General features: G+C 64.8%; 17 protein-coding genes. 12 read left to right on the top strand and 5 right to left on the bottom strand.

The features are described from left to right. Positions 1-117 precede the first annotated feature (117 nt). Both J2T57_RS01695 and J2T57_RS01690 read left to right on the top strand, forming a co-directional pair. Positions 118-2,154 carry an ATP-dependent helicase gene (locus tag J2T57_RS01695; RefSeq protein WP_253473273.1) on the top strand — a complete coding sequence of 679 codons (2,037 nt, stop codon included), beginning with the start codon at positions 118-120 and terminating at the stop codon, positions 2,152-2,154. 103 nt (positions 2,155-2,257) lie between these two features. Beyond that, positions 2,258-2,650 (top strand): DoxX family protein, encoded by a 393-nt coding sequence (locus J2T57_RS01690; protein WP_253473270.1) that lies wholly within the window; start codon positions 2,258-2,260, stop codon positions 2,648-2,650. Positions 2,651-2,652: 2 nt separating this feature from the next. On the opposite strand, the gene J2T57_RS01685 is transcribed toward J2T57_RS01690, so the two are convergent. Beyond that, positions 2,653-3,069, bottom strand: a complete 417-nt coding sequence (locus J2T57_RS01685; RefSeq protein WP_253473267.1) for a hypothetical protein — start codon at positions 3,067-3,069, stop codon at positions 2,653-2,655. A gap of 6 nt (positions 3,070-3,075) precedes the next feature. Beyond that, a complete protein-coding gene (locus J2T57_RS01680) occupies positions 3,076-3,510 on the bottom strand; it encodes a hypothetical protein (protein ID WP_253473264.1) in 435 nt (144 codons plus the stop codon). Positions 3,511-3,691: 181 nt separating this feature from the next. Between J2T57_RS01680 and J2T57_RS01675 the strand changes: the two genes are divergently transcribed. The 3 genes from J2T57_RS01675 (at position 3,692) to J2T57_RS01665 (ending at position 6,875) form a co-directional block, all read left to right on the top strand. Next, complete coding sequence (locus J2T57_RS01675) at positions 3,692-4,360, top strand: TetR/AcrR family transcriptional regulator (protein ID WP_253473261.1); 669 nt, start codon at positions 3,692-3,694, stop codon at positions 4,358-4,360. A gap of 74 nt (positions 4,361-4,434) precedes the next feature. Next, complete coding sequence (locus J2T57_RS01670) at positions 4,435-5,484, top strand: metal-dependent hydrolase (protein WP_366519060.1); 1,050 nt, start codon at positions 4,435-4,437, stop codon at positions 5,482-5,484. A gap of 17 nt (positions 5,485-5,501) precedes the next feature. Then, complete coding sequence (locus J2T57_RS01665; RefSeq protein WP_253473255.1) at positions 5,502-6,875, top strand: MFS transporter; 1,374 nt, start codon at positions 5,502-5,504, stop codon at positions 6,873-6,875. Here J2T57_RS01665 and J2T57_RS01660 read toward each other — a convergent pair. Continuing rightward, entirely contained in the window at positions 6,858-8,594 is a 1,737-nt protein-coding gene (locus tag J2T57_RS01660; protein ID WP_253473252.1) for a formate--tetrahydrofolate ligase, read from the bottom strand. The two genes, J2T57_RS01665 and J2T57_RS01660, sit on opposite strands and share 18 nt — an antisense overlap. Before the next feature lie 339 nt (positions 8,595-8,933). Between J2T57_RS01660 and J2T57_RS01655 the strand changes: the two genes are divergently transcribed. The 5 genes from J2T57_RS01655 (at position 8,934) to tal (ending at position 14,719) form a co-directional block, all read left to right on the top strand. Continuing rightward, the gene (locus tag J2T57_RS01655; RefSeq protein ID WP_253473249.1) at positions 8,934-9,992 is read left to right on the top strand and encodes a GlxA family transcriptional regulator; all 1,059 of its coding nucleotides are present in this window, start codon (positions 8,934-8,936) and stop codon (positions 9,990-9,992) included. A gap of 184 nt (positions 9,993-10,176) precedes the next feature. Beyond that, positions 10,177-11,373, top strand: coding sequence for a glycine cleavage T C-terminal barrel domain-containing protein (locus J2T57_RS01650; protein ID WP_253473246.1), 1,197 nt, complete (start codon positions 10,177-10,179; stop codon positions 11,371-11,373). A gap of 4 nt (positions 11,374-11,377) precedes the next feature. After that, positions 11,378-12,298: a methylenetetrahydrofolate reductase gene (locus J2T57_RS01645; protein WP_253473243.1), complete on the top strand. Its 921-nt coding sequence runs from the start codon at positions 11,378-11,380 to the stop codon at positions 12,296-12,298. Between the two features lie 26 nt (positions 12,299-12,324). Continuing rightward, on the top strand, positions 12,325-13,689 hold the full coding sequence (locus tag J2T57_RS01640; protein WP_253473240.1) for an L-serine ammonia-lyase: 1,365 nt from the start codon (positions 12,325-12,327) through the stop codon (positions 13,687-13,689). Positions 13,690-13,762: 73 nt separating this feature from the next. Then, entirely contained in the window at positions 13,763-14,719 is a 957-nt protein-coding gene (gene tal, locus J2T57_RS01635; protein WP_253473237.1) for a transaldolase, read from the top strand. Between the two features lie 339 nt (positions 14,720-15,058). Here tal and J2T57_RS01630 read toward each other — a convergent pair whose 3' ends face one another. Beyond that, positions 15,059-15,544, bottom strand: a complete 486-nt coding sequence (locus tag J2T57_RS01630; protein ID WP_253473234.1) for an Lrp/AsnC family transcriptional regulator — start codon at positions 15,542-15,544, stop codon at positions 15,059-15,061. A gap of 140 nt (positions 15,545-15,684) precedes the next feature. Between J2T57_RS01630 and mdeB the strand changes: the two genes are divergently transcribed. Continuing rightward, complete coding sequence (gene mdeB, locus J2T57_RS01625; protein WP_253473230.1) at positions 15,685-18,387, top strand: alpha-ketoglutarate dehydrogenase; 2,703 nt, start codon at positions 15,685-15,687, stop codon at positions 18,385-18,387. Positions 18,388-18,394: 7 nt separating this feature from the next. Here the strand turns inward: mdeB and J2T57_RS01620 are convergent, their stop codons facing one another. After that, complete coding sequence (locus tag J2T57_RS01620) at positions 18,395-19,162, bottom strand: dienelactone hydrolase family protein (RefSeq protein ID WP_253474197.1); 768 nt, start codon at positions 19,160-19,162, stop codon at positions 18,395-18,397. A 211-nt stretch (positions 19,163-19,373) separates the two neighbouring features. Between J2T57_RS01620 and J2T57_RS01615 the strand changes: the two genes are divergently transcribed. Next, the gene (locus tag J2T57_RS01615) at positions 19,374-19,814 is read left to right on the top strand and encodes an NfeD family protein (RefSeq protein ID WP_253473227.1); all 441 of its coding nucleotides are present in this window, start codon (positions 19,374-19,376) and stop codon (positions 19,812-19,814) included. Positions 19,815-19,819: the final 5 nt, after the last annotated feature.

The raw sequence follows: 19,819 nt of genomic DNA, 5'->3' as shown, positions 1-19,819 counted from the left end.
CCGGTGGCCGGAACACCCTGCTGGCCGGCAGACTGCTGCCATGTACAAAGTCTGCCGTAGGCCACTACACTTGCGCGCTGCTCGCGTCCGCGCAACAAAGGTCAACGGAATCCATCCATGCTCGACAACGATCAGGCACGGGTAGTTGCACATGATGACGGCCCGGCAGCCGTGCTGGCGGGCGCCGGCTCCGGCAAGACCCGCTGCACCACGGAGCGCGCCCTGCGTCGCCTGACCGAGGGCGGCGTGCCGGGTGATGCCATGCTGCTGCTCACCTTCACCAACAAGGCCGCGGGCGAAATGCGGGAGCGTTTGCGCTCACGCCTGCCCGCAGCTCTCTCCTTGCCCTGGATCGGAACCTTCCATGCATTCGGCAGCCAGTTGCTGCGGCGTCACGGCCGCGCCATCGACGTGCCGGCCAATGCCACCCTGATGGATCCGGATGACGGCCGGCGCATGCTGGACGCGCTGCTGGCCGGACCATTCCCGGATCGCGAGCGCCGCCAGCAGATGATGGACTTGCAGGACCTGGTCAGCGCCAGGGGGCTGGACGTTACCGAGCCCGATGACCTGCTGGCCATCAAGTCAGTGCTGGATGATCAGCGCATCGGCCCCCGGGCGGCGGCGCGCTTTCTCGAGCGACTGCGCCGCTATGATCGCGAGAAACGCCGCGCCGGGATTCTCGACTTTGGCGACCTGATCCTGCTGCCGGCGCGCCTGTTGCGGCGTGATGCCGATCTGGCCGCGCGCCTGCGTGGTGGCCTGCGGGATGTCACCGTGGACGAGGCCCAGGACACGGATGGCGCACAGTTCCGCCTGCTGCGTCTGCTGGTGCCGGAAAGCCGTACCGTGCTGCTGGTGGGCGACGATGACCAGGCCATCTACGAGTGGCGCCATGCCCGGCCGGAGAACATGCGCGAGTTCATCGATACCTATGAGGCGCAGGTCTATCGTCTGGAGCGCAACTACCGCTCTACACCTGCCATCGTCACCGGCGCGGCGACGCTGGTCCGTAACAATGCGGATCGGCTGGAGAAGAACCCCTATGCGGTGCGCAGCGAGCCTGGTGGCGAGGCGGTGCGGTTTTGCATCCACGCGGATGTGGACGCCATGGCCGATCACGTGGTGGAGGAGATCGGTGCGCGCTTGAAGGCCGGCGTCAGCGCCGACGGCGTGGCCGTGCTGTATCGCAAGAATCGCCTCGCCCGGGTGCTGGAGTCCGCCTTTTTGCGGGCCGGGCTGCCCTATCGGGTCAAGGCCGGTATGGATCTGCTGTCATTCGCCGATGTGCGCATGATGCTGGCAGCGGGGAGGCTGGCAGCCAATCCTGCGGATGTGCGGGCCCTGTCACGCCTCGCCGATCTGGTGCCCGGGCTTGGCGCGCGGGGAGTCGGCCGCTTGCTGGAGGCGGGGCCGGATGATCCGTTGCGTCAGGCCGGGCGACTCGGCAGCCAGGCGGCCCGCCACGTGGAACAACTGGCTGCTGCGGTGGCTGGCCTGCGCCGGGCAGGGCCGCGGGGCCTGCGGCAATGGTGCGAGACCACGCCGTTATTCGCCGACTGGCTGCGCCAACGGGCCCGCCGTGGGCAACGTGCGGCAGGCGATGGCAGCCTGGACGATGCCCTATCCCCCATGCGCGGGCGCATGCAGGCCATTCAGCGGGCCATGGATCGGCGCCTGGAGGGCGCTGCGGCGGGTGATTCCGCGACGCGGTGGTCCACGGCACTGGAGGTGATGACCGCCGCCAACGACGACCCCGACGTCGAGCAACCGCAGGTCACGCTATGTTCGATCCACGCCTCCAAGGGCCTGGAGTGGCCGGAGGTACACCTATTCGGTTTCAGTGAGGGCCTGATGCCCATGGCCCGGGATGGCCTGGTTGAAAACCTGCCGGAAGAACGCAGGCTCGCCTACGTGGCGATCACCCGGGCGCAGAATCGCCTCACCCTGCACCATGCCGATCGGCTGGATATCGGTGTGGGGCAGGGCGTGCAAGCGGCGGACGTGTCCCGTTTCCTCGCCGAGATCACTGCCGGGCAGCCGGTGCAGGAAGTGGATTGCCGCCCCGGTGCGCTGCCTGTCATCGCCGCCGAGCCAGACGCCGCACCCACGGACTGGCTGGCGCGAATGCGCCGGGAACTGGGGAGACACTGATCTGTGCTCATGACGGCGCCGGGGCACCAGCTACTAAAATGGAACAGAAACATGCTATTTTTGTCCGAGGTCGGACAAAACGGACTCAACCAAGGAGATCGACATGCTGCACGCACTCGATGATGGTATTGGCAAGATCGTTCTGCGGCTCACTCTGGGCCTGCTCATGCTGCCCCACGGTATTGCCAAGCTTGGCGGTGTCGGCGGTATACAGGGCATGCTCTCCAACGCGGGCCTGCCGGAAATACTCGCCTACGGGGTGTTCGTCGGCGAAATCCTGGCGCCGATCATGCTGATAATCGGGTTCTATGCCCGCTGGGGTGCCGTGCTGATCGTGATCAACATGATCTTTGCGATCTTCCTGGCCCATTCCCACGAAATACTGATGATCAACGAGCGCGGCATCATTCAGCTGGAACTGCAGTATTTCTTCCTGATGACCGGGGTGGCGCTGATCTTCACCGGGCCGGGCCCGCTGTCGGTCAATCGCGGCTGAGATCAGTCATCTGAGAGCGCCAGCGGCGGACGCCCCGACCGCTGGCGCAGCCAGTTGATGGCCCGGAATACCGGCTCGCGTTCCACAACCCAGCGCTCCACGTGGAACTTGCCGGGAAAGTCGATCAGCATCAGTGCAATGAGCATGGTGATCAGCCCCTGGCCCGGTAACACCAGCATCAGGATGCCGGCCACCAGCAGCACTCCGCCGACCAGATTCTTTGCCGCAAGCAGGCATAGTCGGACAAGCGGGTGGCAATGGGCGCAGAGCGGTTTGCGCCGCTCTTCATGCACAAAGTAATCCCGGGGAATACGCACCACCAGCCACGGAACAAGCACCAGCGAGCCAAGGAAAGTGAGAACGGAGACAGCGGCCACCGACCACCACAACGTCTCATTGCCGGCTAGCGCGTCGAGCATGCTGTTCTAACGCTGCCCGACCCGTGCGGCTCGGCTGCGGATATACACGCTGAGCGGGATGCGCCCCAGCATGAGGGCCATGGCGAGCCAGAATGCAGCGCCGAGACTGCCAATGCCCGATTCCGGTGTTTCCCAGCGCACCAGCAGGCCCAGCACCGCCGGCGCCAGACTCAACAATACCCCGAGATCAATCACCAGCAGGTTGGACCAGACGGTGCGGCCCGTGACCGCCAGCGTGACCGCCGCCAGCATGATGAAGCCCATGATGACGAGGCTTGCGGTTGCCCAGCCGCCGGCCACGTCAACCACCGTGGGTTGCGATCCATCACCCAGGGTAACCACCGGGAGAAACAGCACCGCCGCGGCCACCAGCGTGAGAAGCAGGTGCAGCAGCGGCAGGGTGCGTGGTCCGTGGCTGGGGATCGTCGTCTCGCCGGTCATTGCTTGCTCGCCTCCTGACTGAGCGCATGGCTGGTGTGTTGGGGTGCATTGTATGCAGGGCCGGCTTCTGGTGCGAGTAATCACCACCGACCTCGGCAAGCACGGAACTTCAGTCCGCGGCGGATATCCTCTATGTACAGGAGAGCAGCATTTGCAACCTTGGTGGCTGCGGGAGGTGGTCATGCAGCAGACAGCCGATGCGGTATTGAATGCGGCACTGAAACTTGGGGAGTCGCGGTCCTGGGAGGCGGTGCGCTTGTTCGACGTGGCCGAGGAACTCGGTACCGACCTGAACGCCGTTCGCCACCACTTCCGGGAGAAAGAAGATCTGGTGGACGCCTGGTTCGATCGGGCGGATGCGGCCATGCTGCGCGCGGCAGCGGATCCAGCAGTGTCGACCATGCCCCCCACCAGGCGGATCGAGACGTTGGTGCTGGCCTGGCTTGACGCCCTCGACGAACGTCGCCGTCTCACCGGACAGATGATTGCCGGAAAACTCGAATTCGGCCATTTGCACGTGCAGATCCCAGCCGTGCTGCGGATCAGTCGCACCGTCCAATGGCTGCGCGAAGGGGCCGGGCGCGACGCAACCGGGGCCTATCGCGGCCTGGAAGAAACCGCCCTCACCAGTATCTTTGTCTCCACCTTCGTGGTCTGGCTGCGTGCCGGCGGTGACCACCGTGCCACCGCCCGCGGTTACCTGCGACGCGCGCTTTCACTGGCGCAGCGGGTCTCCCGCTGGGTACCGGGCTATCTCACCCATCACGGCCGGCGCCGTGAACGCCTGCCCGCCCCGCAAGCTGGAGTCAGGGACAGCATGCCCGACGGCACCCGCGAGCAGGTCACATGACGGTCATGGCGCTGTCCGGCGATCGTGCTATGGTCGGCGTCGCAGCAGCACGATAACGCACAGAGGATGGTTCACTGGATACGCTGACCCACGCCATCAGCGCGGCGGTGCTCGCCCGCGCCACGACCCCACGACAACGCGCCAATACCCTGTCCATGCGGGAGCGCACAGTGGTGGGCTTCCTCGCCGGGGCGGCACCGGACCTCGACTTCCTGGTCAACCTGGCGGGGCCTGTCGCCTACCTGGAGCAGCATCGCGGGCCAACCCACTCTCTACTGTTGACGCCGCTGTGGGCCCTGGTTCTGGCGCTGGGCTTTAGCCTGATCCGAAAACGCCGTTTCCACTGGAGCGCCTATTTCGGCGTTTGCCTGCTTGCCTTGTGCATCCATATCGTCGGCGATCTCATCACCAGTTACGGCACGCAGATTCTCGCACCGCTCAGCAACTGGTCGCCTGGCTGGAACACCACCTTCATCATCGATCCCTATCTGTCCGGCATCCTGCTGGTGGGCTTCCTTCTATCCCTATACTGGCGGCCGCGCACGTCAGCAGCACTGACGCTGGCCGCAGCCACAGCGCTGGTGGGTTACCAGGCCACCCAGAATCGTGCCGCCATGGACATTGCCCGTGCCTACGCCGACGACGCCGGCCTCGCAGTGGAGCGCATCGCGGTCTACCCGCAACCCTTCTCACCGTGGAACTGGAAACTCGCCATCAGCGAAGCAGAAGCGCACCACCTTGCGCGCATCAGTCTGCGGCGTTCCAGCCCATGGCCCGATCCCGGCGAGGATGCGGCCTGGTGGCGGCAGATACTCGCCAGCTACCAGCCCGTGCAGGCACCGGTCTGGACCAGACACAGCCAGTTTGGCAGTGGTCGGGAGGATGCACTGGCCCGCGAGGTCTGGTCTCATGAGGCATTCGACTTCTACCGCTGGTTCGCCGATCTGCCGGCCCTGCGAACGGTGGACGATCACCCCGAGCGCGGCACCTGCGTCTGGTTCGGGGATCTGCGTTTTCAACTGGAGGGTCTGACGCCGCCCTTCGTTTTCGGTATGTGCCGGCGGTTGGTGGATGAGGACTGGACCCTGTATCGCATGCGCGGCGGTAATCCCGTGGAGATCTGAGCCATGACGGCGACCACATGACAATCACGGCAGGGCAAGCGCGGCCACCCCGCATCCGGGCGCCGAAGAAGGAAATCGTGGGCTGGGCGATGTTCGACTTCGCCAACCAGGCCTACACGCTGCTCATCATCACCGTGATCTTCAACGAGTTGTTCACCACGGTGATTGTCGGCGACCGCAACGACGACTATCGCCTGGGCAACCTGCTGTGGAGCATCGCGCTGGCAACCAGCTACTTCCTGGTGGTGCTTTCGGGGCCGGTGTGCGGTGCCATCATGGACTACACCGCTGCCAAGAAGCGCTTTCTGTTCGGCAGCTATCTGGCCACTGTGGTGAGTACCTGCCTGCTCTACTTCGTGGCCCCGGGTTTCATTGTGCTGGGCATGATCCTGCTGATCATCTCCAACTACGCCTACTCCATCGGCGAGTCGTTCATCGCGAGCTTCCTGCCAGACCTGGGTCCGCCGGAGGACCTGGGCAAGATCTCCGGCTTCGGCTGGGCGCTCGGTTACGTCGGCGGCCTGTTCGCCGCGGGGTTCACCCTGGCCTTCCTGGGTGCCGCTACCCTCGAGAACTTCGACCGTATCCGCTGGGTGGGTCCGTTCGCCGGCGCCTTCTTCCTGCTGGCCGCGATTCCCACCTTCCTCTGGGTGCGCGAGCGTGGCCAGGCAAGGGCACTGCCCGCGGGCCAGAACTACGTCACCATCGGCGTACGCCGGCTCTGGCAGACCTGGAAGGAGCTGGCGCAGTTCCGGGACCTTGCCGTGTTCCTGATTTCGGTGTTCTTCGCCATGGCGGGTATCTACATCATCATCGCCTTTGCGTTCATTTACGGGGCGCAGGTCATCGGCTGGGATGAATCCATACGCAACATCATGTTCATCATCGTGCAGATCACCGCCGCCGTGGGAGCCATCGGATTCGGTTTCATACAGGACCGGATCGGCGCCAAGGTCACCTACATCGGCACCCTGTCCCTGTGGGTCTTCGCCGTGCTGGCGATCTGGGGCACACCGCAGGTGACGGCATTTCTGAACACGTTGGGCGTGGATTGGGAAGCTCAGCACCTGTTCCTGGTGGTGGGTGTGCTGGCCGGGCTCAGCCTGGGTTCCAGCCAGAGCGCGAGCCGGGCCCTGGTGGGGATTTTCTCCCCCACCGCCAAGGCCGCCGAGTTCTTCGGTTTCTGGGGGCTCGCCAACAAGCTTGCCGGCGTGTTCGGCATCCTTGGTCTGGGCTTGCTGCAGGTTGCTGTCGGCCTGCACATGGCCATCCTGTTCTGCGCCGCCCTGTTCATCGCCGCCATTTCGGTCTGCCTGTTCGTCAACCAGACCCGCGGTGCCGCCATTGCCGCGGACTGGGATCGACGGGAGGGGCTAGAAAAGCCCGTGTAGTCTCTCCTGGTCGTCGACATCCATTCCGTAGGCGGCAGGTGTTGTCCCCAGCCCGGGCATGGTTCGGATATCGCCGCAGAGCGCGTAGAGAAAACCTGCGCCAGTGGCCGCCCGCACTTCCCGCACTGGCAGCGTCCAGCCGGTCGGTGCGCCCTGCAGTTTCGGGTCGGCTGACAGCGACAGGTGGGTCTTGGCGATGCAGACAGGCAGCGTGTCGTGACCCTCGGCGATGATCTGCGCGAGTTGCTCTTCCGCAAGGGGTGAGCACGCGACGCCATCGGCGCCGTAAATCCGCTGCGCGATGCGCGCGATCTTCTCCCGAGGGGCAAGTGCATCGGCGTAGAGCAGGCGGAAGTCGACAGGTTGCGCTGCTGCCTCCGCCACGGCTTCGGCCAGTTCCAGCGCTCCTTCGCCGCCGTCCTGCACATGGCTGCAAAGGCAGGCCCGTACGCCGGACTCCCGGGCAATTGCGAGTATCGCGGCGTGTTCCGACGCGTAGTCCGTCGGGAAGGTGTTGACCGCCACCACTGGCGTGACACCGTGGATGCGGATGTTCTCGACCTGGCGGCGCAGATTGGCGCCGCCGGCCCACACATCGTCCGGCGACTCACGCAGCATTGATTCCGGCAGGGGGCGTCCGGCCACCACACGATGGCGACCGCTGTGGAACTTAAGTCCCCGGACCGTGGCCACCAGAACCGCCGCATGGGGGGTGAGACCCGAGGCGCGACACTTGATGTTGAAGAATCGCTCGGCACCCATGTCGGCCCCGAAGCCCGCCTCGGTGACCACATAATCGCTGTAGGTCAGGGCCACGTGGTCGGCAACGATGGATGAATTGCCGTGGGCGATATTCCCGAAAGGGCCGGTGTGCATCATTGCCGGTGTGTGCTCCAGGGTTTGCAGCAGGTTGGGGCGCAGGGCATCCCGTAACAGGACCGTCATGGCACCAGCCGCACCGATCTGCTCGGCGGTTACAGGCCGTCCATCCGTGCCACGACCAATGGTTATCCGCCCCAGCCGCTGGCGCAGATCCGCGAGGGAGTCCGCCAGCGCCAGCACCGCCATGACTTCGGAGGCGGCGGTGATATCGAACCCGGTCTGGCGGGGAATGCCGTCACCACGACTACCCAGGCCGATGACGATCTGACGCAGGGCCCGATCATTGATATCCACGACCCGGCGCCAGCTGATGCGGGCCGCATCCAGCCTGGGTTCCCGGCCCTGATAGAGATGGTTGTCGACCATGGCTGCCAGCAGATTATGGGCCGCGGTCACCGCGTGAATGTCCCCGGTGAGGTGCAGATTGATGCGCTCCATGGGGATCACCTGGCTGTATCCACCACCGGCCGCGCCGCCCTTGATGCCAAGTGTCGGTCCGAGGGAGGGTTGGCGTAGCGTGACGGTGGCCTTGTGACCCAGGCGGCAGAGTGCCTGCGACAGGCCAATCGCGGTGGTGGTCTTGCCCTCGCCGAGTGGCGTCGGGGTGATGGCCGAGACCACCACATAGCGGCCCCGCCGCGACGGCGATGGATCCCCAATGGCCGCCAGATCCACCTTGGCGACACCGTGGCCGTAGGGCTCCACCTGGTCATTGCGCAGGCCAAGGTCTGCGGCGATCTCCATGATCGGCCGGCCCGGGGTTCCCCGTGCAATCTCCAGGTTGTCCAGAGGCAACTCACCGCCTGCATCCGTGCGTGTTTCCGGGTTGGTCGCCATTGGCTGTCCCCATTTTCAGAGATTGATCGTGCAGCCAGTATGCTGGCGCTCGGCGGTGACAACTGTTCCTGGAGCGTCCCGGGTCGTGATCTGAACGACAGTCTTTGCTGAGGCTGTGACCGAGGATGACGCGCAGAGAACAACCAATGTCGCTCCCGGGCTGCGCCGGGCGGTGCAATGTCGCGGCGTCGGCGCTAGTGTCCCGAAGCAGAAGTTCGCTGCATTTCTGTTTCGGGACGCTAAGCTCACCAACTGATTTGAGGTGACTGGCGCGGTGGGTTCGTTCGCGTAATACTGGGGCGATCGCAGGACCGGCTGGTCCAGGAGAGTGAGGCTGTCATGGGGATGCTGCAGGGCGACGAGCCACGGACGCGGCGCATCGGCTTCGTGCTGGTGCCGGGTTTCTCCTTTCTGGCCATGAGTTCGGCGCTGGAACCACTCAGAATGGCCAATCAGCTCACCGAAGAGGAGCTGTACCAGTGGGTACTGCTGAGTACCGACGGTCAGCCGGTGGCGGCAAGCAATGGCGTTGCCCTGTCTGCAGACGCCGCCCTCGGTGATGCGCCGGAGCTGGATCTTGCGCTGGTCTGCGCCGGCGTCCAGGTCCAGGACAATTGTCCCCGCGAACTCACTGTCTGGCTGCGGCGCATGGCGCATCGTCACGTGGCGCTGGGAGCCGTGTGCACTGGTGGCTATATTCTGGCGAAAGCCGGGGTATTGAGCGGATATCGCTGCACGCTGCACTGGGAGCACATCTCAAGCATCTGCGAGGACCTGATGTTCCCGGATGTCACCTTCACTTCAGAGCTGTTCGTGCTGGACCGTGATCGCTACACCTGTTCGGGCGGCGTCGCGCCGTTGGACATGATGCTCAACCTGGTGGCGCGTCATCATGGGGCCAAGCTCGCCGAAGGGATTGCCGAGGAGTTCCTGCATGAGCGCATTCGCGACTTCAGCGACCGGCAACGTACACCGCTGAAGGTTCGACTGGGCGCCTCCCAGCCCAAACTGGTGGAGGTGGTGGCGCTGATGGAGGCCAATCTTCACGAGACCCTGACGCTTGATGAACTGGCCGGACACGCCGGCCTCTCCCGGCGGCAGCTGGAACGCCTGTTCCAGCGCTATCTCGGTTGCCCGCCCACCCGCTACTATCTGGATCTCCGCCTGGGGCGCGCCCGGCAGTTGCTGCTGCAGACCGACATGCCGATTACCGATGTTGCCGTTGCCTGCGGGTTCGTCTCGCCGCCGCACTTCACCAAGTGCTACCACGACCGCTACGAGCGTTCTCCAAGCGACGAGCGTCGCCGGCGGGCTGAGCGCCTGCTGCAGGACGCACCTGCTGGTCCCAGCGTGACTGCCGGCGTGTCGGGCAGCGGGGTCCACACGGCACGGCGCTAGTGTCCCGTAACGGAAGTCTTCCTGGACGACCCCGGTTGTTCCATTCACGACATTTGCGCCGTTCTGGCGCATTTGGCTAAGTCCCTGTCGTCATTGCAAACCTGTTGGGTTCTGCCGGGGCGTAGCGTCCTCCTTCACGCGATGACGACCAGTCCGCGTTGTTGAATCAATCAGGAGGCGCGTCATGTCCCAGCTAGCCGAGCAGGTGCAGCAGACCATTGCGACCCCCGAGATTCTGCTTTACCCCAGAATCCGTAAATCACCCTATTTTCACGCGTCCCGTCGCCACGGGGTACGCAAGTACAGTGTCTACAACCATACCTATCACCCCCGGGTCTACACCGACCCGGTGGACGAATACTGGGCGCTGGTGGAGGGCGTGACGCTCTGGGATGTGGGCGTGGAGCGACAGATCGAGATCAGCGGCCCGGATGCCTTGCGGTTCACCCAGCTGCTCGTGCCCCGGGACATGCGCAAGTGCGCCATCGGTCAGTGCAAATACGTGTTCGTTACCGCGCCCGACGGCGGCATCATCAACGACCCTGTGCTGCTGCGGGTGGAAGAGAACCGCTTCTGGCTGTCTCTCGCCGACAGTGACGTCATGCTCTGGTGCTGGGGGCTGGCCGTCAACAGCGGTCTGGATGTGACCATTCGCGAGGTGGATGTGGCACCGGTGCAGGTCCAGGGCCCGAAGGCCAAGGAGGTCATGGTGGACCTCTTCGGCGAGCGCGTACTGGACATCCCCTACTACTACCTGACCCATGCCGAGCTGGATGGCATGTCCGTGGTCATTTCCCGCACCGGCTATAGCACGGAGCTCGGGTACGAAATCTACCTGATGGATGCCAGTGCCCATGGTGTTGCCCTCTGGGATCGTGTCTACGAGGCCGGGCGGGCCCACGGCATGCAGGTGATCGGGCCTTGCCACATCCGCCGCATCGAGGGGGCCATGCTCGCCTTCGGTTGTGACATCTGGTACGACACCAACCCCTTCGAGGTGGGCATGGGTTACGACTGGATGGTGGATTTCCGCGGCGACGAGGAGTTCATCGGCCGCGAGGCCCTGCAACGCATCAAGCGTGAAGGCGTCCGGCGCAAGCTGGTGGGTGTGGAAATCGACGGACCCAGTGTCGGCTACTTCACCGATGGCTCCATGATCGAGCCGTTCCCGGTCTACAACGATGCCGGCGAATGGGTGGGCAAGGTGACCTCGGCCTGTGAGTCGCCGCGGCTGAAAAAGAATATCGGCTACGCCATGGTGCCAATCGACTACACCGCTCCGGGCACCGAGCTGCGCATCGCGGCCAACACGGGAATGCAGGATGCCCGTGTCGTGGAGAAGCCGTTTTTCGATCCACGCAAGCACACACCCAAGGGCTGATCTGATGCCCGCCACGCGTGTTGCCGGGGTCCGGGAAGCCGGCCCCGGATGCCTGGCCCTGGCAGCGCCGCGCTACGAGGTGTTGCCGGTGTCGGGCGTTGTCGACCGCTGCCGGGCACTGCCATCGGGCGCTACGGTGACCGTGACCTGCTCGCCTCGCCACGGCATCGAGCACACCCTGGAGACCGCGGTGGAGCTTCGGCGGCTCGACCTTCGGGTTGTGCCCCATGTTGCGGCCCGACTGCTAAAGAGTCGCGGTCACCTGGACGATGTGCTCGGCAGGTTGACGGCCGAGGAACTCGATGAGGTCTTTCTGGTGGGCGGCGATAGTCCCCAACCGCAGGGGCCGTATGCCAGTGGACTGGAGGTGCTCGAGACGCTGGATTCCCTCAGTCAGCGCCCGCGGCTGATCGGCGTGCCGGCCTATCCGGAGGGCCACGGCATCATCGACGCGGGGCGGCTGCGCGCATCCCTTGCGGCCAAGGCGGCTGTCGCCCATTACGCAGTCACCCAGCTCTGCTTCGATGCCGGTGTCATCCTGGATTGGCTGACCGCGCAACGTCGCGACGGATTTTCGCTGCCCGTATACCTGGGCGTTGCCGGCCGGGTGGACCCAGCCCGGTTGATGCGTATCGGCATGCGCATCGGGCTCGGCCCCTCCATGCGACTGCTGCGCCGCCAGGGCGGCCTGGTGGGGCGCTTATTGGGCGCAAACCGCCGACGGCAGGACGCCCTGCTGGAAGCGCTTGCCGCGGCTGTCGACCAGCCGGCCCTGAACATAGCCGGCATTCACGTCTATACCTTTAATGAAGTCGATGCTTCCCGTGCATGCCTTGAGTCACTGCGCAGGAAGCACTGCCGGGACTCTTGTCAGCCGGACAGCCGACGCCGCTCGGCGGCGGCCGCCATGACCATCACGTCTTGATTGGAATCGTCTGGAGAGAATAAGCAATGGCGCTCAGCGTCCTGGACCTGTTCAAGGTTGGTATTGGCCCGTCCAGCTCCCATACCGTGGGGCCGATGCGGGCCGCCCGCTTGTTTGCACTGCGGCTGGGCCAGGATGGCTTGCTGGAGGAGGTGGCCCGGGTTCAGGTGGAGCTCTGCGGCTCGCTGGGTGCCACGGGTCGCGGGCACGGCAGTGGGCCGGCGGTGATTGCCGGCCTGGAAGGGCGGGAGCCGGAGACGGTGGATCCGGCCTGGATTCCCCAGCGCGCTGCCGAGGTCGAGGCCTCCAGACGGCTGGCGCTTCGGGGCAATCACAGTATCCGTTTCCAGCCCCGGGACGATCTGCTTTTCCGCAAGCGCCGCAGCCTGCCGGCTCACCCCAATGGCATGGTTTTCACAGCCTGGAACGCCGCCGGCGATGAGCTTGTCAGCGCCATCTACTATTCCGTCGGTGGTGGATTCGTCATGGACGAGGCCAGTGGTGCAATCGGTGAGGACAACACACCCTTGCCGCATCCTTTCGTTACCGCCCGGGAGATGCTGGCCCATTGCAGTGCGCTTGGCTGCAGTGTCAGCGAACTGATGCTGCGCAATGAGGCGGCATTACGCGGTGAGGCTGAGACCCGCGCTGCTCTGCAGGCCATCTGGGTGGCCATGCAGGACTGCGTGGTCAACGGCACGCGGCATTCAGGGGTGTTGCCCGGCGGGCTCAAGGTGCGACGGCGCGCTCCGGAGCTGCTGGCCAAGCTTCAGGAGACCGGTGGATCCACCGATCCGCTGGACGTGATGGACTGGGTCACGCTGTACGCGCTGGCGGTGAACGAGGAAAACGCCGCCGGTGGCCGTATCGTGACCGCGCCCACCAACGGCGCCGCCGGCATCATTCCGGCGGTGCTCCACTACTACCGGGATTTCATGGCCGGTGCCGACGAAGACGGCGTCGCCCGTTTCCTGTTGACGGCGGCGGCCATCGGCATACTCATCAAGCGCAATGCGTCCATTTCCGGCGCCGAGGTGGGCTGTCAGGGCGAAGTGGGATCGGCCTGCGCCATGGCGGCGGCGGGTCTGGCAGAACTCATGGGCGGCACGCCGGCCCAGGTGGAGAATGCCGCCGAGATCGGTCTGGAGCACAATCTCGGGCTGACCTGCGACCCCATCGGCGGGCTGGTGCAGATCCCATGCATCGAGCGCAATGCCGTGGCCAGCGTCAAGGCTGTCAACGCGGCCCGCATGGCCCTGCGCGGTGATGGCGTGCACCATGTGTCCCTGGACAAGGTCATTCGCACCATGCGCAACACGGGCCGCGACATGCTCGCCAAGTACAAGGAGACCTCGCGGGGTGGTCTTGCGGTGAATATCATCGAGTGTTGAGATGCGGCTGGAAACCGGCGCCGACTTGGGCGAGGATATGCGCCCTGTTCCATGCCCGCCCGGGGGTACTGCCATGACCACACGACTGCAGAGTCTGGCCCAGTCCAGCACCATCGTCGCCGATACCGGCGAAATCGGCCTGATCGAGCGCTTTCGTCCCCAGGACTGCACCACCAATCCCTCGCTGCTGTTGAAGGCGGCGCAGGTTGAGGATTACCGTGAGTTGGTGGACGAGGCGGTGGCCTGGGGCAAGGGCCGCACCGGCAGCCGCGAGGATGACGTCGACGCCATCATGGACCGGCTGGCCGTGAACTTCGGCCGTGAACTCACCCGCCTGGTGCCTGGCTATGTATCCACGGAAGTGGACGCTGCCCTGTCCTTCGACACCGCCGGCACCATCGAGAAGGCCCACCGGCTCATCGACCTCTACGCCGAGCTGGATGTGCCCGCGGAGCGGATTCTCATCAAGGTTGCCTCCACCTGGGAGGGCGTGCAGGCTGCCCGCGAACTGCAGCGCAGCGGCATCAATTGCAACATGACGCTGATCTTCAACCAGGTGCAGGCTGTCGCCTGTGCCGAGGCGGATGCCTTTCTGATTTCGCCGTTCGTCGGCCGCATTACTGACTGGTACAAGGCCTCCACCGGCAAGGATTACGCGCCGGAGGATGATCCCGGCGTGCAGTCGGTGCGCAGCATCTTCGAGTACTTCAAGGCCCATGGTCACCAGACGGTGGTGATGGCGGCCTCATTCCGCACCACCGGGCAGGTGGAGGCCCTGGCGGGCTGCGATCGCTTGACCATCTCGCCGCAGTTGCTGGACGAACTGAGCGGCCGTGAGGGTGAAGTGCCGCTGCGCCTTGATGCCGCGGCCGCCGGCAAGGCGGATATTCCCGCCATCGACGCGTCGGAGCGCGGTTTCCGCTGGGCCATCAACGAAGATGCGATGGCCACCGAAAAGCTGGCCGAGGGCATCCGCCGATTCCATGCAGATGCCGAAAAGCTGCGTCAGCATCTGGCGAAGTTGGTCTGATCTGTTCCGTGCGTTCCTGATGCCGCCTGCATGGTTTGCTTCGGGCTCACGGAAGGCTGGGCAGGGCCTGTCCGGGAACGGAGAGCCGGTGCGCCGCTCGGGGACACGCCGTGAATACATCCATGTAGGCTCGACAGCGACATCCCTGTCGCTGACGGTCCCCGAGCGGCGCACCGGCTCTCCGTTTGTGCCATTGGCGTGGGGCGCCGTTTTGGTGCGTTACGGCCTTTGGCCTAACACACCCTACAGCGGGCACGCCTCACGTAGGGTGCGTTAGCGCGAAGCGCGTAACGCACCACGCCAGCGCTGGCCAAGCCACCCCAACCCCCAATCCAACCGTCAACTCGCCGGCAAGGTCTCCAGCGGCAAGGCGGTCTGGTACTTCACCCGTTTCAGGGCAATGCTGGACTGGATGTTGGCGATTCCGGGGATCTTTGTGAGCTGATCCACGATGAGCTGCTCCAGCGCCGCCACATCCGGCACCATGACCCGCAGAAGATAATCCGACTGCCCGGTCATGAGGTAGCACTCCATGACCTCGGGCAGCCGCATCACCGCCGATTCGAATGACTCCAGCTCCCGGCGCACCTGTCGATCCAGGCTGACATGGATGAACACATTCATGTGCAGGCCGAGGCGCTGCGGGGCGAGCAGCGTCACGTGTCGCTCGATAACCCCCGACTCCTCCAGGGCCCGAACGCGGGCCAGGCAGGGTGAGGGTGAGAGGTTGACCCGTGCCGCCAGCTCCACGTTGGTCAGGCGTGCGTCCTGCTGCAACTCTTCCAGAATTCGAATATCTGTTCTATCAAGGCTCTTTCGCGGCATTTTGTTCCGCCTTGCAGGCAAAAAACGAAGGATGATGCCGACAAGCCTGCTTCATGACCCCGACTTCGCGCAATACTGCCTCAGCCTCTACAGTAAAGTGACCAAACCAAAAAAATGCTGCATGCCCGAGGGGGATAGCCATGAGTGCCCTGCCCAAGCCGCCGTTCGTTGCCGCCCGTCACGCCGAATCCGATCAGGATCCGATGGAGACCCGCGAGTGGCTGGAAGCCCTGCAGTCCGTTGTGCAGAATGAAGGCAAGGATCGCGGCCTGTTCCTGTTGCTGCGCCTGCTGGAGGCCGCGCCCAGGCTTGGGCTCAAGACCGACGCACCGCTGACCACGCCCTACTGCAACACCATCGGCGTGGACCAGCAGCCCCCGTTTCCGGGGGATCTGACTGTGGAGGAGCGGCTGGGGGCGCTGGTGCGGTGGAATGCCCTGGCGACGGTGGTGCGGGCCAATCGCGCCGACGGCAGCCTGGGTGGTCACATCGCCAGCTATGCCTCGGCGGCGGATCTGTTCGAAGTGGGCTTCAATCACTTCTTCCGGGCCAAGGTGGACGAGCAGCCCGGCGACCTGGTTTACCTCCAGGCCCACTCGGCGCCCGGCGTCTATGCCCGGGCGTTCCTGGAAGGGCGGCTGGAAGAGGAACAGCTCGAGCGCTACCGACGGGAGGCCGACGGCAAGGGCTTGTCATCCTACCCCCACCCCTGGCTGATGCCCGAGTTCTGGCAGTTCCCCACGGCGTCAATGGGCCTTGGCCCTCTGCAGGCCATCTACCAGGCCCGGTTCATGCGCTACATGGTGGGCCGCGGGCTGTTGCCAGAGAGCAATCGCCACGTCTGGGGCGTATTCGGTGATGGCGAGATGGATGAGCCGGAGTCCATCGGGGCCCTGGCCCTGGCCGCCCGTGAGGGGCTTGATAACGTCACTTTCGTGATCAACTGCAACCTGCAGCGTCTCGACGGCCCGGTGCGGGGCAACGGCCAGATCATCCAGGAACTGGAGGGGCTGTTCCGTGGCGCCGGCTGGAATGTGATCAAGGTGCTCTGGGGCTCGGACTGGGACGATTTATTCGCCCGGGACACCGAGGGTGTCCTGCTGCAGTGCCTGCATGAGACGCTGGACGGCGAATTCCAGACCCTGGCCGCCACCGACGGGCGCTTCAACCGCGAACACTTCTTCGCCAAGAACCCGAAACTGCAGGAACTGGTCTCCCACATGACCGATGACCAGATTGACCGGCTGCGCCGCGGTGGTCATGACATCGTCAAGGTCTATGCGGCCTACCGCGAGGCACTGGCCCACCGGGGCCAGCCCACGGTGATACTCGCCAAGACCAAGAAGGGTTTCGGCATGGGGCACTGGGGCGAGGGCAAGATGACCAGCCACCAGCAGAAAAAGCTGGACGACGAGGCGCTGCTCGCCTTCCGCGACCGCTTCAAGCTGCCCCTCAGCGACGCCGAGGTGACCGGTCTCAAGCTACACCGGCCCGCCGAAGACAGCCCGGAAATGCAGTATCTGCACAAGTGCCGCGAGCGCCTCGGTGGCTACCTGCCCGCCCGGCAAGTTACGGCACCCGCAGTGCCGGTGCCCGCCATCGAGCAGTATGCCGATTTCGCCCTGCACGCCGACGGCAAGACCATGTCCACCACCATGGCCTGGGCGCGGATTCTGAGCGGCCTGCTGCGGGACAAGCAGCTCGGCCCCCGCATCGTGCCCATTGTCGCCGATGAGGCCCGGACCTTCGGCATCGCCAATCTGTTCCGGCAGATCGGCATCTACTCGGCGGTGGGGCAGCTCTACCAGCCCGAGGACGCGGATTCCATCCTCTCCTATCGGGAGGATACCGGTGGCCAGATCCTGGAAGAGGGGATTACCGAGGCTGGCGCCATGTCCAGTTGGATCGCCGCCGGCACGGCCTACAGCAACCATGGTCAGTCCATGCTGCCCATGTACATCTACTACTCCATCTTCGGCTACCAGCGGGTGGGGGACCTGATGTGGGCGGCGGCGGATCAGCGAGTGCGCGGTTTTCTCATCGGCGCCACTGCCGGGCGCACAACGCTGAACGGCGAGGGCCTCCAGCACCAGGACGGCAGCAGTCACGTGATGATGGCGAGCATACCCAATTGCCGCGCCTATGATCCCGCCTTTGCCTACGAGCTGGCGGTCATCATGGATCGTGGCATGCGCGAGATGCTCACCGAGGGCAAGGATGTCTTCTACTACCTTACGGTGATGAACGAGAACTACGACCAGCCGAGCATGCCCAAGGGCGTAGACCCGGAGGAGATTGTTCGTGGGCTTTATCGCTACCGCAATGCCCCGGCGGCCAAGGGCAAGCAGCGGCCTCGGGTGCGGTTGCTGGGTTCCGGCACGCTGTTGCAGGAGGTGATTGCCGCCGCCGATCTGCTGGCCGATGACTGGGGCGTAGACGCGGAAATCTGGAGTGCCACCAGTTACAGCGAGCTGGAGCGGGACGCCCGCAACGTCGCCCGGGACAACCTGTTCCTGCCGGCCCGGCGAAAGCGGATGTCCCATGTTGCCGCCTGTCTGGCCGGGAGTGATCCGGTGATCGCCACCAGTGATTACATTCGCGCCTGGCCGGCACGCATCGCCCCGGACCTGGAAGCGCCGCTGCACGTGCTTGGTACCGACGGCTTCGGACGTTCCGATCAGCGAGTGGCCTTGCGGCGCTTCTTCGAAGTGGACCGCTATCATGTCGTCGCCCAGGCGCTGCGGGCGCTGGCGGATCAGGGAGCCATTACCGAAGCCACGGTGAAAAAAGCCTTGAAGGCTTACGAGATCCGGCCGGATCGACGTGATCCGGCGGCCTCATAGCCAGGATTCATTGGCGCCCAGTGCCGAACAATTCCTCGTAGAAGCGCGTCAGGCCCTGCCAGGAGTGCTGGTCGGCGTGTTCGTCGTAGCCGACGGGCATGCCGAACTCCTCGGCGTAGTCATCGGCTGCGGGGCTGGTGAACGAATGCAGCACATCCGGGTAGCTCACCAGGCTGAAGTCGGCACCCGCGGTCTGCATTTCCTCGACGAAACCGGCGACCTGGGAGGGTGGCACCATCGGATCGGCGCCGCCGGTGTAGACCTGAATGCGAGCCGTGATCGTGCCCGGTTCCGGCGGTTCGCCGCCACCCAGTGCGCCATGCAGGCTCACGACACCGGCGAGGTCGACGCCGCGACGGGCCATGTGCAGCACCACGGCACCGCCAAAGCAGTACCCTTGCGCCGCGATCCGGTTCGGATCCACGGTTTCATGGTTCTGCAGCACCTCCATGGCTGCCCGGAAGCGGGCTTCCGCCACGTCCATGTCACTCATGACCGCCTGCATGAACTGCTGGGCATCATCCGGGTGATCGGCCTGCCGGCCAGTGCCATACATGTCCAGCGCGAAGGCGGTGTAGCCTTCCCGGGCGAGGGCTTCGGCACGATCCCGGGCAAAGTCGTTGTGACCCCACCACTCGTGAACCACCAGAACGCCTGGGCGTTCCCCGGAGATGCTGTCGTCGTAGGCCAGGTAACCGGTGAACTGCTCGCCCTCTACGGTGTAGTCGATGACTTCGGTGCGGATCTCGGCGTGCAGCGTGGCCGCGCTGCCCATTAACACGGCGCAGGCAAGCGCTCGCAGCGGTGTGTTGGCAGTCATGTTGATGGACTCCTTGTGATTCTTGTTGAACAGGCTCTTGGGTATAGCCTCAGAGACCTGTTTTGGCCATCAGGTTCCCGGCCCGTGACCCGAACCTGCCGCCATGGCACACTGCCGGGCCGCGATGGGTCTGCCGCCGCCCCTGTCCAACCGTGGAGAGTCGAGCATGACGTTTGCCATGTGGCAGCTCTGGCTGATCATCGGTCTGCTGCTTCTGCTTGCCGACGTGTTCGTCGCTGGTGGTGCCAGCGGCGTGCTGCTGGTGCTCGGGTTGGGGGCGCTGGGGGGCATGGTGGGGGCGCTGCTCGGGCTGGAGCCCACCGGGCAGATCATGACGGCCGTCGTGGCAAGCGTAGTCAGTCTGCCCTTCGTGGTCTGGATGCTGCGGCGTGCCACCCGTGGCAACAGCGGCAACTCCATCACCGACCCGCGTATCGCCAATTCCGATTTCGAGGTGATCGAACAGCGAGGGCGCCTGGGCATACGTGTGCTTGGCGATTTCTTCCCGGTGCGGACAGTCGATGGAAGCGCCGTGCAGGTGGGTGACAAGGTCCGGGTGGATCGCTTCGAGGGAATCGTTGCCGTGGTCAAGCCGCAATCCGGCTGAGCAGG

This window comes from Natronocella acetinitrilica (genome assembly GCF_024170285.1).
Lineage (GTDB): Bacteria > Pseudomonadota > Gammaproteobacteria > Nitrococcales > Aquisalimonadaceae > Natronocella > Natronocella acetinitrilica.
This window is presented reverse-complemented; position numbering and strand designations above follow the sequence as displayed.

What these genes read in the sequence shown, in the direction of transcription:
- J2T57_RS01695 (WP_253473273.1), top strand. Translation starts at nt 118, where the DNA reads ATGCTCGACAACGATCAGGCACGGGTAGTTGCACATGATGACGGCCCG.
- J2T57_RS01690 (WP_253473270.1), top strand. Translation starts at nt 2,258, where the DNA reads ATGCTGCACGCACTCGATGATGGTATTGGCAAGATCGTTCTGCGGCTC.
- J2T57_RS01685 (WP_253473267.1), bottom strand. Translation starts at nt 3,069, where the DNA reads ATGCTCGACGCGCTAGCCGGCAATGAGACGTTGTGGTGGTCGGTGGCC.
- J2T57_RS01680 (WP_253473264.1), bottom strand. Translation starts at nt 3,510, where the DNA reads ATGACCGGCGAGACGACGATCCCCAGCCACGGACCACGCACCCTGCCG.
- J2T57_RS01675 (WP_253473261.1), top strand. Translation starts at nt 3,692, where the DNA reads ATGCAGCAGACAGCCGATGCGGTATTGAATGCGGCACTGAAACTTGGG.
- J2T57_RS01665 (WP_253473255.1), top strand. Translation starts at nt 5,502, where the DNA reads ATGACAATCACGGCAGGGCAAGCGCGGCCACCCCGCATCCGGGCGCCG.
- J2T57_RS01660 (WP_253473252.1), bottom strand. Translation starts at nt 8,594, where the DNA reads ATGGCGACCAACCCGGAAACACGCACGGATGCAGGCGGTGAGTTGCCT.
- J2T57_RS01655 (WP_253473249.1), top strand. Translation starts at nt 8,934, where the DNA reads ATGGGGATGCTGCAGGGCGACGAGCCACGGACGCGGCGCATCGGCTTC.
- J2T57_RS01650 (WP_253473246.1), top strand. Translation starts at nt 10,177, where the DNA reads ATGTCCCAGCTAGCCGAGCAGGTGCAGCAGACCATTGCGACCCCCGAG.
- J2T57_RS01645 (WP_253473243.1), top strand. Translation starts at nt 11,378, where the DNA reads ATGCCCGCCACGCGTGTTGCCGGGGTCCGGGAAGCCGGCCCCGGATGC.
- J2T57_RS01640 (WP_253473240.1), top strand. Translation starts at nt 12,325, where the DNA reads ATGGCGCTCAGCGTCCTGGACCTGTTCAAGGTTGGTATTGGCCCGTCC.
- tal (WP_253473237.1), top strand. Translation starts at nt 13,763, where the DNA reads ATGACCACACGACTGCAGAGTCTGGCCCAGTCCAGCACCATCGTCGCC.
- J2T57_RS01630 (WP_253473234.1), bottom strand. Translation starts at nt 15,544, where the DNA reads ATGCCGCGAAAGAGCCTTGATAGAACAGATATTCGAATTCTGGAAGAG.
- mdeB (WP_253473230.1), top strand. Translation starts at nt 15,685, where the DNA reads ATGAGTGCCCTGCCCAAGCCGCCGTTCGTTGCCGCCCGTCACGCCGAA.
- J2T57_RS01620 (WP_253474197.1), bottom strand. Translation starts at nt 19,162, where the DNA reads ATGGGCAGCGCGGCCACGCTGCACGCCGAGATCCGCACCGAAGTCATC.
- J2T57_RS01615 (WP_253473227.1), top strand. Translation starts at nt 19,374, where the DNA reads ATGACGTTTGCCATGTGGCAGCTCTGGCTGATCATCGGTCTGCTGCTT.